At 48.8% G+C, this 14,821-nt stretch carries 11 protein-coding genes; 7 read left to right on the top strand and 4 right to left on the bottom strand.

The genetic code is table 11. The features are described 5' to 3' along the window. Positions 1-447: 447 nt before the first annotated feature. The 3 genes from JUF10_RS06315 (at position 448) to JUF10_RS06305 (ending at position 5,771) form a co-directional block, all read left to right on the top strand. On the top strand, positions 448-1,413 hold the full coding sequence (locus JUF10_RS06315) for a LacI family DNA-binding transcriptional regulator (RefSeq protein WP_203641385.1): 966 nt from the start codon (positions 448-450) through the stop codon (positions 1,411-1,413). A 206-nt stretch (positions 1,414-1,619) separates the two neighbouring features. Continuing rightward, the gene (locus tag JUF10_RS06310; protein WP_203641384.1) at positions 1,620-2,993 is read left to right on the top strand and encodes an SLC45 family MFS transporter; all 1,374 of its coding nucleotides are present in this window, start codon (positions 1,620-1,622) and stop codon (positions 2,991-2,993) included. Positions 2,994-3,515: 522 nt separating this feature from the next. Further along, complete coding sequence (locus JUF10_RS06305) at positions 3,516-5,771, top strand: glycoside hydrolase family 65 protein (protein ID WP_203641383.1); 2,256 nt, start codon at positions 3,516-3,518, stop codon at positions 5,769-5,771. Between the two features lie 715 nt (positions 5,772-6,486). On the opposite strand, the gene JUF10_RS06300 is transcribed toward JUF10_RS06305, so the two are convergent. From JUF10_RS06300 to JUF10_RS06290, 3 genes are all read right to left on the bottom strand, one after another. Then, a complete protein-coding gene (locus JUF10_RS06300; RefSeq protein WP_203641382.1) occupies positions 6,487-6,921 on the bottom strand; it encodes a hypothetical protein in 435 nt (144 codons plus the stop codon). A gap of 417 nt (positions 6,922-7,338) precedes the next feature. Then, entirely contained in the window at positions 7,339-7,608 is a 270-nt protein-coding gene (rpsN, locus tag JUF10_RS06295) for a 30S ribosomal protein S14 (RefSeq protein WP_203641381.1), read from the bottom strand. A gap of 391 nt (positions 7,609-7,999) precedes the next feature. After that, entirely contained in the window at positions 8,000-9,031 is a 1,032-nt protein-coding gene (locus JUF10_RS06290) for an aldose epimerase family protein (protein ID WP_203641380.1), read from the bottom strand. Positions 9,032-9,320: 289 nt separating this feature from the next. On the opposite strand from JUF10_RS06290, the gene JUF10_RS06285 reads away from it, so the two are divergent. After that, the gene (locus JUF10_RS06285; RefSeq protein ID WP_203641379.1) at positions 9,321-10,130 is read left to right on the top strand and encodes an alpha/beta hydrolase; all 810 of its coding nucleotides are present in this window, start codon (positions 9,321-9,323) and stop codon (positions 10,128-10,130) included. A 48-nt stretch (positions 10,131-10,178) separates the two neighbouring features. Here the strand turns inward: JUF10_RS06285 and JUF10_RS06280 are convergent, their stop codons facing one another. Then, positions 10,179-10,997 carry a Cof-type HAD-IIB family hydrolase gene (locus tag JUF10_RS06280; protein WP_203641378.1) on the bottom strand — a complete coding sequence of 273 codons (819 nt, stop codon included), beginning with the start codon at positions 10,995-10,997 and terminating at the stop codon, positions 10,179-10,181. A gap of 269 nt (positions 10,998-11,266) precedes the next feature. Here JUF10_RS06280 and JUF10_RS06275 point away from each other — a divergent pair, with 269 nt between their 5' ends. The 3 genes from JUF10_RS06275 to JUF10_RS06265 all read left to right on the top strand — a co-directional run bounded on the left by JUF10_RS06275 (position 11,267) and on the right by JUF10_RS06265 (position 14,681). After that, positions 11,267-11,650 carry a MarR family winged helix-turn-helix transcriptional regulator gene (locus JUF10_RS06275; protein ID WP_125687562.1) on the top strand — a complete coding sequence of 128 codons (384 nt, stop codon included), beginning with the start codon at positions 11,267-11,269 and terminating at the stop codon, positions 11,648-11,650. Positions 11,651-11,798: 148 nt separating this feature from the next. Next, positions 11,799-13,658 (top strand): glycoside hydrolase family protein, encoded by a 1,860-nt coding sequence (locus JUF10_RS06270; protein WP_203641377.1) that lies wholly within the window; start codon positions 11,799-11,801, stop codon positions 13,656-13,658. Positions 13,659-14,255: 597 nt separating this feature from the next. After that, positions 14,256-14,681 (top strand): Spx/MgsR family RNA polymerase-binding regulatory protein, encoded by a 426-nt coding sequence (locus tag JUF10_RS06265; RefSeq protein ID WP_048734701.1) that lies wholly within the window; start codon positions 14,256-14,258, stop codon positions 14,679-14,681. Positions 14,682-14,821: the final 140 nt, after the last annotated feature.

Raw genomic sequence — 14,821 nt, 5'->3', positions numbered from 1 at the left:
ACCCCGATAGACAAACAATCCAAGACCGGGATTATTCGTCTATCGACGTTAATGCTCATTGACTAACCGCCTTCTGTCCCACTCTCTTCGCGGCTTAAAAGCGAGCGAGAAGACTGGTGGTTTTCCAGGCTGAAGCGTCCCCACAGCAGGCGGAATCCCTGGCAGCCGGAGCACGGCCATATCTAATCAATCTGAATTTTCACCAGCCAAAGAAGCTTACCGAACAAAACGGGGGTCAATCGTTCGGCCCGTATGGGAAAGAGTTTCAATGGGGGCGCTTGTATGGTAAGATTTAAAGCATTAAGAGTATGGTGGCCAGCCAGTCAGTTTAAGCGCAATGGCCCGAGTTTCAGCCGTTTGTCAGGCCAAGTGGTAACGGGGATGATGTGGTTATCTCGTGGTCGACGTCCGGAACTGTCTAAGCGTATAAGGAGCTTCGAAATTAAAATGTTAACTATCCGTGATATTGCTGCCAAGGCGGGGGTGTCGGTCTCGACTGCCTCGCGGGCGCTTAATAATAATCCGCGTATCAGCCAGGCGACTCGTGAACGCATTCAGGCGTTAGCCGCCGCTGAGGGGTATTTACCAAACTATAACGCCAAAAATCTAACTGCCGGGGAAGCGAACGCCGTGGGGGTCGTCTTTCCGACCGCTGAGCACAGCCAGCCGGAGAATCCCTTCTACATTGACTTGTTGCGGGGAATCAATGCGGAGTTGGTTGAGCGGCATTATGTGTTGTCCGTAGCCATCAGTAAAACGGCCGATGACCTGTTAAAAAACGTCAAGTCGATGGTTGCCCAGGGGAAAATCAAGCGGTTCATCCTTTTCTACGCGCACAAAGACGATCCCATCGCCAACTTCTTGCGACAAAACCAACTGCGGTTTGTGACGATTGGTCAACCAGTCGACAACGCCAACGACTACTTTGTTGACAACGATAACCTCCAGGCTGGTATCGGGGGCGCCAATTTTCTCTTGAATCAGTTGGGCGTCAAGCATCCGGTCTTCGTTGAATCCAGTCATGACTGGGCCTATGAGGAGCAACGCCGCGCCGGTTACGAACGGGTCGCCGCTAGTTTTAACGTCGAACCCTTGACCTGTAAGTTGGGGGCACTCGACCGCGTCAGTCGCTTCATCAAACAACATCCAGAAATTGATGGGATCATGGCGACCGACGACTTCAACGCGATTGAATTTTATCGGTTGGTGCGTGAACAGTTCGGCGTGCGGCACTTTCCCATCGTCAGCTTCAACCAGTCACTACCGGCCGGCTTGACCGATGCGGATTTACACTCGGTCAATTTGTTCCCGGAGAAGATGGGGTCAGCAACCGTGGCCTTATTGTTCAGCGACCGCGAGCCATTGGAAACGGCAACACCCGGTCAGATTAAAATTCCATACGAAATTAAATAAATTTTTGAGGTCGGTTCGATTGGCGGTGAAGCCAACGGGCGGGCCTTTTTTAATTGTCACGGCTTGGAAAAAGTAGACCGATTCTTGAAAAAAAGTTTTGCGCAAACGGTTGCATTAAAATGAAAGCGGTGCCATAATAACACATGTACTTAAGTGATTTGCCATTATATTTCAAAAGATATGAATGAGTTTGAGGAGGTAGTCGTATGTCAGAAAACGCAGCTACAGCAACCACTACACCAACTGAAAAGCATAAAAGTGGTTTGCCAACACTGTCTGCTAGCACGATTTGGATGATCAACTTTGGTTATTTAGGTGTCCAAACCGCCTTTACATTACAGAGTTCCCAAATGAGTCGGATTTTCCAGACCATTGGGGCTGACCCGAACAGTTTAGGGTGGTTCTTCATTTTGCCACCGCTGGCTGGATTAATTGTTCAACCAATCGTTGGGTATTATTCCGACCGGACTTGGGCACCAAAATTTGGTGGTCGCCGGTTGCCTTACCTGTTACTCGGGACCATCGTCGCGGTTATCGTGATGTGTCTGTTGCCAAATTCAGGAAGTATGGGCTTTGGTTATGCCTCATTAGCGGCCTTGCTCTTCGGGGCCATCACCGTGGCCTTCCTGGACTTGTCGTCTAACGTTGCTATGCAACCATTCAAGATGATGGTTGGGGACATGGTCAACGATGACCAGAAGAGTTACGCTTACGGGATTCAAAGTTTCTTATCCAACACGGGTGCCGTTTTAGCCGCCATCTTGCCATTCTTGTTCGCCGCTATTGGGATCGCCAACACGGCCAGCAAGGGTGTCGTTCCTTCAACGGTTAAGGTTGCCTTCTACGTGGGTGCCGTTCTCTTGGTCATCACGAGTCTGTTTACCATTTTCCGGGTCAAGGAATACGATCCAGATACTTATGCGAAATACCATGGGATCACCAAGGAAGATAACGCTGAAGGTGGGAACTGGTGGACGTTACTGAAGTCCGCCCCAAAGGTCTTCTGGACCGTTACCTTAGTTCAATTCTTCTGCTGGGTTGCCTTCCAATACCTTTGGACTTACTCAGCCGGTGCCATTGCTTCTAACGTTTGGCACACGACGAACGCCGCTTCTGCTGGTTATCAGGCTGCTGGGAACTGGTACGGGGTCTTGGCCGCCGTACAATCTATCGCTGCCGTTGCTTGGTCATACCTGTTAGCTAAGTTACCTAACAAATTCCACAAGTTGGGTTACGCTGGTAGCTTGGGCTTAGGTGCCCTTGGATTTATCTCCGTCTTCTTCCTGCACAATCAATACGCCTTGATCGTTTCCTTCATCTTGGTTGGGATTGCTTGGGCTGCGATGAACACTTACCCATTGACCATGGTTACCAACGCCTTATCCGGTGCGCACATGGGGACTTACTTGGGCTTGTTCAACGGATCAATCTGTTTGCCACAAATCGTGGCTTCGTTAGCCAGCTTCGCACTGTTCCCATTATTGGGTGGTGCCCAAGCCAACATGTTCTTGTTAGGTGGGATCGTCATGGCCGTTGGTGCCTTGTCTGTCTTCGCCATCAAGGAAACTTACCGCGCTTAGCGTGAATTAAAAAGAAAACCACAGACGTTAACATTAACTGATACGAGTTGTATGGGTCGATGTTAGCGTTTGGTCGTCACAAGCACATTCCATTGAGAAACGTACTAAAATTGGGCGACCTAGTGGTTATTTCGCCTTACCGGCCGTCAAATATAGGCTGGAACGGTGCGGACACAACTTGAAACCTCGAAAACCACGAGTCTTCAAGCTTGGTCGTTCTGCTAAGCCAGCCAAGAACGCTGACTAAGCAGAACGACGCGCCTGAGCCTATATTTGACGGCCTCTCGGCTTACGTTTGAGTTCTATGACAACCGAAAGAGTAATTTTAAAAGTTGTTATCGTTTGGACAGTAATGTACAAGGCGTAGGCTTTTCAATAGTTGTTGTGGTTAAATACAATCTGAGCCGTAGTGCGAACAGCATGCGTTAACTTACTTTAGTCAATTAAAATTTACAATAGGGATTGTGCCGGCATCATTGGTCGCAACCCGCAGTCGAATCGTAGAAAAGGAGAATGTTTAGCATGAAACGAATTTTTGAAGTGCAACCGTGGAACGTTATTACCCACACGTTTGACCCCAAAGATAAGCGCCTCCAGGAATCCATGACCAGTCTTGGTAATGAATACATGGGGATGCGTGGTGACTTTGAAGAAGGTTACAGTGGCGACTCCCTCCAAGGTATCTACTTGGGTGGTGTCTGGTATCCAGATAAGACCCGGGTCGGCTGGTGGAAGAACGGCTATCCGAAGTACTTTGGGAAGGTTGTCAACGCCGTCAATTTCATCAAATTACCAATTGAGGTCAACGGTGATCCCATCGACCTTGCCAAGGATCAAATCAGCGACTTCACGCTGGACCTCGACATGAAGTCGGCCGTGTTGACCCGGTCATTTACCCTCGAACGGGGCAAGACGCGGGTTGCCTTCAAATTCGAACGGTTCTTAAGTGTTAGCCAACAACAGCTTTCTGTTCAACGGGTCAGTGTCAAGAACCTCAGCGACACCAACGTTGACATCACCATCAAGCCAAGCATTGACGCCGACGTTAAGAACGAAGAAGCCAACTACGACGAACGCTTCTGGGACGTCTTAGCGACCGACCAACAAGCCGATAGCGGGAGCATCGTTGCTAAGACCACGCCAAACCCATTTGGCACGCCACAATTCACTTCTGGCATGGAAATGCGGATGGTCACGGACCTCAGCAATGTCGCCGTTACCCAGCCGAATGATAAGGAAGTTGTCACGGCTTATACCGGCAGCTTAGCCCCCCAAGCCGCAACCCAGCTGGAAAAGCGGGTTATCGTCGTGACCTCTCGTGATTACGACACGCAAGAAAAATTGACCGCCGCTATGCATGACCTGAGCGACAAGGTTGCCCAGGAAAGCTACGACGATCTTCTCCAAGCCCACACCGATGTCTGGGCTGCCCGTTGGGAAAAGTCCGACGTCATCATCAAGGGTGACGACGAATCGCAACAGGGGATTCGCTTCAATCTGTTCCAACTCTTCTCCACTTACTATGGGAAAGATTCTCGTTTGAACATTGGGCCAAAAGGGTTCACCGGCGAAAAGTACGGTGGCGCGACCTACTGGGATACCGAAGCCTTCGCCGTTCCCGTTTACCTCGGGATCACGAATCCAGAGGTTACCCGCAACCTGTTGATGTACCGCTACAAGCAACTCGATGGCGCCTACATCAACGCTAAGGAACAAGGCTTAAATGGGGCACTGTTCCCAATGGTCACGTTTGACGGGATCGAATGCCATAACGAATGGGAAATTACTTTCGAAGAAATTCACCGGAATGGGGACATTGCGTTCGCCATTTACAACTACACGCGTTACACCGGCGATACCAGCTACGTCTTGCATGAAGGGGCCAAAGTCCTGAGCGAAATGTCTCGCTTCTGGGCCGACCGGGTTCACTTTAGCAAGCGGAACCAGCAGTACATGATCCACGGGGTCACGGGTGCTGACGAATATGAAAACAACGTCGACAACAACTGGGACACGAACATGCTGGCCCAATGGACGTTGAAGTACACGCTGGAGATCTTGGGCCAAGTCGACAAGGAAACTGCCAAGAAGCTTAACGTTTCTGATGAAGAAAAGGCTAAGTGGCAAGACATTGTCGACCGGATGTACCTGCCATATGACAAGGACTTAAATATCTTTGTTCAACACGACGGGTTCCTCGACAAGGATATCGAACCAGCCAGTTCGATTCCTGCCGACCAACGGCCAATCAACCAACACTGGTCATGGGATAAAATTTTACGTTCGCCTTACATCAAGCAAGGGGACGTGCTCCAAGGTATCTGGGACTTTATCGACGATTACACGCAAGCTCAAAAGAAGGCCAACTTCGACTTCTACGAACCACTGACGGTTCATGAATCTAGCCTGTCACCAGCCATTCACTCTGTCTTGGCTTCCGACTTGGGCTACGAAGACAAGGCCGTCGAATTGTACTCACGGACGGCACGGTTGGACCTGGACAACTACAACAATGACACCACGGATGGCTTGCACATCACGGCCATGACCGGTGGCTGGATTGCCGTTGTTCAAGGCTTCGCTGGTATGCGGGTTCGTAATGGCAAGCTCCACTTTGATCCATTCTTGCCTAAGACTTGGACTAGCTACACGTTCCGTCAGGTCTTCCATGGTCGCTTGATCGAAGTCAGTGTTCACGCTGATGGTCCTCACTTCAAGCTGATCAGCGGCGACCCACTCACCATCGACGTCGCCGGCGCGGATGTTAACTTGAAATAATCACTTGGTTTAGCCGTCTCCGGCTGCTGGGCACGCCATCCTGTGAGGCAGACCTGAAGCCTCGAAAAACACGAGTCTTCAGGGCGACTTTAAGCCTCAAAAAGCGAGTCTTAAAGCTTGGCCAGACTTCTAAAGTCGAGAAAACCGCTCGGCTTAAGAGGCCATCCACAGGATTCTGTGCCCAACAGCCTACGACTACCAGTAATTGTTTAAAGTAATCATCCACAAACTAGTCAGACGACTGGTCTGTTGACGCTTTAAAGTAAAAATACAACATAAATCTTGAATCGGTCAGGGCTGACAACGATTCGAGTCACAGCTTAGAAGCAAAAGAAGCGCTTCACCAACGATTAGGGTTGGTGAGGCGCTTCTTTTGTGTGAAGATAGTTATTGAGATGGTTGAATTGATTGTTGTTTGTGATAAGTTTGACTGACATCTGATGGGAATCAAGGTGACCATGAATTACGTGGTATGTCAGGGCTTGTGGTAATGCATCTAGTATGGTTACCGCCAACCACTAGAGATGTCCCATTGGCAATGAACGAGCCGCTGACAAAGTTTTAGTGTTTCTGGAATCTACTCAATGTAGTGGTGAGATCAATTTGAGCTGGAGGAGGCCAGGGGGGGAGCGAGAAGACTGGTGTTCTTCCAGGCTGAAGCGTCCCCACAGCAGGCGGAATCCCTGGCAGCCGGAGTGCGACTATTTCAAATCAACTAGAAGTCCTTCGGCAGATTTTCCTGTTGCTGTTGTTTGGCTTTAACCAGGGGCGCGTCTTCGTGCCAGAAGAGGAGCCATTCGCCGCTGGTGGTCAGACTTTCCAGTTCAAGTTGATTGTCGATGAGCAGCTCTTTTTCGACCCGTTGCTTGAAGATCGTAATCATCGCTTGAAAGACTTGGAAGGTCTGATTGATGTCACCGCCGCCCATGTCGACCATTTCAACGTGGAATTGGTCGCGGATTTCATTTTCGATGGTGCGCAGTTGCCGTTCAGTCTGGCGCGCCAGCTTGGGTTGGTTGTGTACGTCGAAGACCATGGCTGGGGCGACGCCGACAAATTGGGCGTTAATCTTGGGCGTTTCGATGCCGTACTGTGATGAGTCGCCACCGAACAGGTCGAACTCGCGGAGAACCGTTAAAACTTCACTCATGTTTGAAAACTCCCTTTAGATTGATTGGATGAGGTGCGGGGCTGATCGTTTAGAAGACGTCGCAATCAGTTATGTACCATATGTTATTCATTATACACGTGGCAGATATGGCGTGGCGATTAATCAATAGAAAACCCGCAGCAAACGGCTAAGTCATGGTCGTTTGCTACGGGTGATTTGGGTTGTATTTGGCACAGACAATCGCGGAATATGGGCGACTGTCTGTGGTAAATGGGGTGCTGGCAACCGTGATTCCGCGGGGTGTCAGGGTTGGGAGCACTGAGGTGACATGGTGGAAACGTGTTCCACAAGGCAACTCCCTGCGCTTAACCCCAAGTAGTACCGAACCGGGTTCCCCGGTTGGGCACTACTTGACGTTAATGCTCAGGAGTTAACCGCCTTGTTCCACACTCTACTCTACCAACTGGCCTTCTTAACGCCCGGAATCTTCCCAGCGTGAGCCAATTCTCGGAAATTCAGACGGGAAAGGCCAAACTTACGCATGTAGGCGTGGGGCCGGCCATCTAGGTGGTCGCGCCGGTGGATTCGAGTTGGTGAAGCGTCACGGGGGAGTAAGGCCAATGCGGCGTAGTCGCCGGCTGCCTTGAGTTCTGCGCGACGTTCTGCGTAACGATCAACGGTTGCAGCGATGCGTTGTGCTTTCGCAATTTTTGATTTCTTTGCCAATGAATGAAGTCTCCTTTATTAATAGATGATGAAACGAGTTGTGGGACCTCCAACAATGGATGTCACCGGTTTTTAGAGTCGCTATTCAAGCACATTAAATGATAATAATTACGTTTTACTAACTTAGCATGGGCGCTTAAAACTGTCAATTATCTCGACTCGGCGGTTAGACGGTAAAATAGTTTAGGGGTTGGGCGATTTTTAGTGTACTTCTCAAAAATCGTATGATAGACTAATTGAAGAACTGTGGTTTTACTATTAGCTAGTTTTAATGTTTAGGTTAGATAAGGTTGACATTGTCACGACTAGCGGCCTAGTGTACATGATGATAACGACAAAAAGCGCTCCCACACCAGGGTGGTGTGCGGGCGCTTCACTTGCATTTGCATTTTTAGTAAGTGATATCGTATTTGATTTGGTAACTCTGCGTCTTGCCAGCAGGTAAGGTGATGTCGCCAAATTCTGGATGGTTCGGTGAGTCTGGCAACGTTTGTGGTTCGAGGGCAACCCCCATGTAAGGTTGGCCGGCACCGGCAGCGAGCTTCATGTTTGACGTGAAGGAGTTGGCGGTGAAGACGACCAAGGCGTTCCGATCGGATTTGATGGTCAATGACCGGTTCGATTGTGGGTCGGTCAATTTGGCAATTGTCTGGTCGGCGGCTGGGGTAACGTGATAAACGTCATCAAAGCCCTTCTCAGGGATGTCTTGCATGCCACGAATGGCTTGGCCGAGGTTTTGGCCTTGGGCGAAGTCAAATGGGGTGCCAGCATTGGCGACCATCTTCCCAGTAGGCAATTTCTCACCGTCGAGGTCCAAGTGCTCCGTACTGTTGACCTGCAGCGTCTGACCGGAGATCAATTGGTCGTCACTCAGGTTGAAGTAGCAGTGAGACGTTGGGTTGAACAGCGTGGTGTCGGTCGAGTTGGCTTCGAAAGTCAGCGTGACCTCATCGTGGTTGTCTAACGTGTACGTCATCTTGGCGGTCAAGTCACCAGGATAAGAATCTTCACTAGACTTAAATGTGTGCGTCAATACAATTTTGGCAATCTCAGGATCACTGGCATCTAATTCGCCGACCCAGTTGACCGTGTTGAAGCCGTGAGGACCACCGTGAAGCGTGTTACGACCTTCGTTAGTGTCAACGTTGTAGGTCGTGCCATTCAGGGGAAAGGTTCCGCGGGTGATGCGCCCACCGGTCCGGCCAATGCCCATGCAAACGTAGAAGGGGTTGTCCAAGTAGTGGGCCATCTTATGGTAAGACAGGACCAGGTTCTTGTCGCCCTTGTCAGTTGGTACGGAGAGGGCATGTAACGTTGCTCCCCAGCTTAAAACGGCCAGTTTGACGCCATTGTCGTTTTCAATCGCATACTCAGTCACAGCTTGATCTTGATACGTATCCCAATGTTTCGTCGTAGTTTGCATAGTAAGTCCTCGATTTCTAATGTAATAAAGCGTTTTCATATTTAGCTCTATTATAAATTTTTATACGGACAACTGTCAACTGAACTTCCGGCAAAAATCAATAATTGACGGCTAGATTTGGACAAAATTAGTCAAATTACTAATGATGACGCTATTTAGCATTTATTGGTTTATGCGGATAAATTTTAGTTAGTAAAGGTTAACTAGCATAAATGTTGACTAAACTAATTTTTACTTGTGCACAATCAAAATAACTGGCATAATAAGTGAGCTACTGGGGGCGTTGAACATGAACAAAAAATGGCAGGTAGCTGCGGTACTGGGCCTGATGAGTGGGCTGGGACTGCGGTTGATAAGTCGGCCGGGGCGCCCCGAACCGTTGGCAACGCGGCGGCCGAACGTCCACTACGCGGCGACACCAACCTTGTTTATTCCGGGTTGGGGTGGCGGCGCAGTGACCTATAATGGGATGTTACGCTGGTTCGCGCGGCACGGTTATGGACACAAGGTGGCCACGATTCGCGTCGACTGGGCTGGTAGACGTCATTTTTCTGGAAAATGGGATCCAGAGGCGACCAATCCCCTGATTCAGGTGTTATTTGATCACAGCCTGACGCGGGATTATCAGCCACAGGTCCAATGGATCACGGCGATTCTCAGGGACCTTTATCGGCAGTATGGCGTTCGCCAATACAACCTGGTGGGGCATTCCTGGGGTGGCAGTGCAGCCGTGAACAGTCTGGTCTTACATGGCCCGGCCGCGAATGTTCCCCGGTTACACCGGTTAGTCCTACTTGGGGCACCGGTGGACGAAGGAACGGCACAGCACCCCGTAGACGCCACATTTGAGCGTCTGAGAGCTGCACGCCACCAGTTACGGGCCAACGAACAGGCGCAACTCTTTAACGTCTATGGCACGCTTCCTGGGCGGCATACGGATGGCTCGGTTCCGGTCGAGCAGGTCACGGCGCTACGGCAGATCGTTGCTGGCAGTGCCGTCCGTTACCACGAACATCACGTTGCCGGTTTAGGCCACGGTCGGTTACACTCGGCCCGCCAGATGTATCGGCTAGTGGCTCGGCTACTGTGGGTGAATTAAAAAAGTCACCGACCAAATTAGGTCAATGACTGAAAGGTTTAGGTGACTTTAAACTTCACCTGCTAAAATAGCATCGATAACGTCTAATACACCATCATGATTATTATCGGTAGGGGTTACCAAATCGGCAACGTTGCGGACGTCTTCAGCGCCGTTACGCATCGCAACACCGAGACCAACGTGGGCGATCATTTCCTTGTCGTTGCCGTTGTCACCAAAGGCAGCCACTTCGCTAGGATCGATTCCCCAGGATTGGGCGAGTTGCGTCACACCGACAGCTTTATTCATGTGTGGTGCGATGATGTCGATACTGCCGAAGCCACTGGGAGTCGCGTGAACCTGACCGGCAAACCGTGTGTTCAGTTGGTCAACGACGTGTTGAACCGAACTGTGAGGCCACTCACCGTTGACCTTGTAGATGGTATCTTCGACATCGCGGAGGTCATCGACCGTAACCAAGTTGTTAAAGAAATAGTTCTGGGCATCCAGGTCGAGCGGCTTGCTGTCACGACTCACGTAGGTCCCGTGGGCACCGGATAACCGGAATGCTTGGGGCCGCAAAGTGTCGTCGGTCATTAGAGCGTCCACGACAGCATGGGCGACATCCGTGGGCACCGGAGTTTCGAACAACGTGTGGTGCTGGTCAATGATCAGGCTACCGTTTTCGGCCACGAACGTCTGCACGGTGGGGGTAGCAGCGAAAACCTTGTGTAAATGGCCAATGTGGTTCCCACTGGCGACCACGAAACGGATGTTGGCGGTCTTTAAGCGGGCAAGTTGTGCTGCGAACCGGTCGTGGTTGTACTGTCGCTGGTCGTTTAGGAACGTCCCGTCGACGTCGGTTGCAATCATTTTAATCTGTGTCATACCAGTCTCCCTCAATTGATTAAAGTTTAAATATTGTTAACTTTAATCATAAGGGGTTGCTACGGGGAATTCAATGCCGTAGTTTGGTGTAAATATAACAAATTGATTGCAATCACTAGTTTTTTCATTCGTAATGCTATAAACTATTAATGAATCGGTAACATAAAGACTGAAAATAAGGGCTATAATGAATGGTTAGCGGGTCAGAATAGTAACAGCTACTGGTTCTGGTCCCCCTAGTCTTTAATGTGGAAAGGAAGAGTAATTCAATGACGCAAACTAACGATTTAAACCAATCCTTGGAATGGTTCTCACAACTCCAAAAAATTATGCGGCCAGTAACGACGATCAAAACGGAGGATATCACAATTTCTCTGGAACAATTTAACCTGTTACACGCCATCACCGATCAACGTGAAGATTTCACGCCGACAAAATTTGCCGGACAGATCGGTGTGTCTAAGTCGATGATCTCTGGTCAGATCTCGCGGTTACTGCGGGCTGGTTTGATTGAAAGCATCGCGTCACAAGTGGACCGTCGCCAACACAATTTAAAGTTGACGCCAGATGGTGTTAAAGTTTACACGCAAGTTCGTGGCCAAGTGGTTACGCGTTTAAACGGTTTACATGACGACATCGCTAAATTAATGTAAAGCCAAGTTAATTTACAATTAAAAAATGATTCCCCTTTACGTCCGGAATCTTTCAATCGTGTGACAATTAGGTTAAGATGACCCAACGCTTTCATGTCTTAGCTTATAATGGAACCGATGGAAAGAATTTGGAACTGGAGGGGATTTTTTGAAATTGAGGGCAAAACTTGGCCTGTTCGTGTCGGTTGCTGTGGGAGCAACGTTACTGGGACTAAATGTCAATTCAGTAACACCACGACTAGCCACTGGGGAAACTGTTGCTTACGCTGATACCACGGTCAACGCCGTTCATCAAGGCATGACCGGTGATTCCAAGACGAGTAACAACGACGCTCTACAGAAGTTGATTGACAAGTGGAACAATGGTGCCGTGACGGTGCACGTTCCAAAAGGGACCTATGTGTTTGATGCGGGCAACATTGTGCTGCATTCAAATATGACCTTTAAGTTTGATAAGGGAGCCGTTTTCCGGATTACGAACGGCAACCGAGTGAACTTCGTCTATCCAAGTCCTGAAGCGGGCTACGATGGCGGAATCAGTAACGTTACTTGGAAGGGTGCCACGTTCCAAGGAGACAATACGGCAGCCGGTCAAAGTGTCTTCACGCAAAGTATTCACCATGCGAAGAACATTTCGTTTGACCAATGTGTGTTCGATAATGCCGAATCACCGACTGGGCACTACATCGATATCGATGGGAGCCATGACGTGAACATCACGAATTCCGTCTTTACTGGGTTTAATGGTTCCCAAGACTTTAAGGAAGCCATCCAGGTCGATTATTCAAACAAGAAGGCCATGTCACATAAGAACCCTGGCGACCAATACGACAACTTACCAAGTTACGATGTCACGGTCGACAACAACCAATTCCTGCCAGTTTCAAAGAAGTCCGGGCAGGTCGATTCCTACGCACCAAACCCAATTGGTGAACACGCAGTCTATGGTCACGGCGCTGCCGGGATTATTCACAACGTGTACTTCACCAACAACACGGTCGTTGATCCGAAGCCATTATTGGATGATGGGGTCGCAACGATTCACTTTAAGTGCGTTTCCAACTTGTGGATCACAGGAAACAAATTTATTAACCAACACGTGTTAGGTTCCGGGAACTACATTTACCTCTATAATTCTGAACCTGGTTACCAAATGTCGAACTTAAACATTACGGATAACACGTTTACCAATGTTAACCCAACGAAACAATACGTTTACCTCGATACGAAGGACACCGCCAACCCGATGACCGATGTGACGATTCAAAATAACGACGTCACCACCCAACAGAAGGGGTCGACCTTCGTGGACAGTAACTTCCCACTGACGGGATCCGGCATGAACATCGGTAAGAACAAGATTACCGTGGGCAAGGTCGTTTCAACGGACGTGACCTCGCAACAGACGATTACTGATACGACGGTTGATAACACGGCATCAAGTAGCAGCAAGCCAAAGCCTAAGCCAACGACGTCACAGAAGTTGAAGAAGCGTAAGCAGACCAACAAGAGTGAAGTCTATGTCAGCGGCTTGAACACGCAACACGCTGAGTTGGCAAGCAACTACAAGACGTATTCACTTTACAATCATGTTCGTGGTCACAAGAACTGGAACATCATGAAGTTTAACTGGAAGAGTTTAAAGAAACAGCGGGTCTACATTGATATGCGGGCCACGGCCGATACCGGTAAATGGTACCGAATCCGTTTCAGCAAGAATGCCACGACGAAGTACTGGATTCGCGCTGGCGCCTTGGACTTCGACAAATTCGACACGGAAGTCTACGACCGTGATTTGAACTTAATGAAGATCTACCCCGTTTACTCATTGCCTTTCAATGATCCGCAATTAGCTAAGGCTAAAGGGACTACGGCAGACATCGCAGAACGGCGGGTAACGATTACGCACCGGACGAAGCGGACCGATTCTAACGGGAACGTCACGACCTACTACCAGATGGCAAATGGCCTCTGGACGCGGGCACTGGCTTTTGACTTAGATTCATAGAGATAAGTTAGCGTGAGTTCGGGACAAGACGCCCAACTCACGGATTGAAAAGGACTGCTCCGAGAAATCGATGATTTCTCGGAGCAGTCCTTTTTTGAAATTTAGCAAAAAAACGAGCCGTATTCTGGGCCCCAGAGATTCCGCCGGCTGAGCACAGTACGTTCTATGCCAATTCTAATATTTCATAGTCGATTGCCAGCCCGTCAGTCCCGTTTAGTCAGAATTAATCAGTTTGTTCAGTAGAAACTTTTTTAGAGAAAAATCGTAGAATTGATTTGCGTCAACTTAAAAAATAATGTAAGCTGTTACAATACTAATAGAGCAACATTTAGCATCTTCAAAAAAAATTCAAATTTAGGTCGCAAAACCGGTGCATTCACCTGTTAAAGTGAGTTTAAGCCCGAAGAGTTGGGGTTTATAGATCATCGCTAACCAGTGAGTTTCTTGAGAAAGTATTAAAAGGTGCTCGATACTGAGAGTTATGGGTTTCATCATTTCCTAATGTGGTGTACAATGATTAACATAATTAGCACTCAAACAAAAGAGTGCTAATCTGAAGTACCTCATCGAAGACAAACAAATGGAGGGCGATTCTATATGATCAAAATGTACTTTCATGCTAAAACAACGGCGGTTACTAAAGCTATGAAATGGCTTGCCAATCACGATGCCATTTTCACCGCCCGTGACATTAAAAAACAACCATTAACGAGAGACGAAATTCTTTACATGTTGTCTCTGACTGAAGAAGGGACCGACGACCTGATTTCAACGCGGTCTAAGGCCTACAAGGCACTTCCCGCTTCCGTTCAAGATATGGGGATGAACGAACTCGTTGATCTCTTGCAAAAGAATCCGGGGATCTTAAAGAACCCAATTGTGGTCGACCGCAACAAGTTGGCAACTGGGTTTGACCTCGAAACCATTCGTGAATTCGTACCTGCTGCTTACCGGAAGAAGGAACTGGCTAGTTTCTTCAAGATTCTAAATGGCGGCAACAAGTTGGGCGTTTCACCAGCTTAATAGAAGAATAATGAGTTAAAAGGAGTTCAAGGCGCTGGTCTTGGACTCTTTTTTGTGTAAACGGACTGAAAACCCCACTAAAATTATCTGACTTACCGGTAATTTTAGTGGGGTTTATTTGAGAATGAATCCTGGAACCG

The organism is Levilactobacillus andaensis, from assembly GCF_016861695.1.
Taxonomy (GTDB): Bacteria; Bacillota; Bacilli; order Lactobacillales; family Lactobacillaceae; genus Levilactobacillus; species Levilactobacillus andaensis.
Note: the sequence above shows the minus strand (reverse complement) of the source record. Positions and strands in the feature narration are given on the sequence as shown.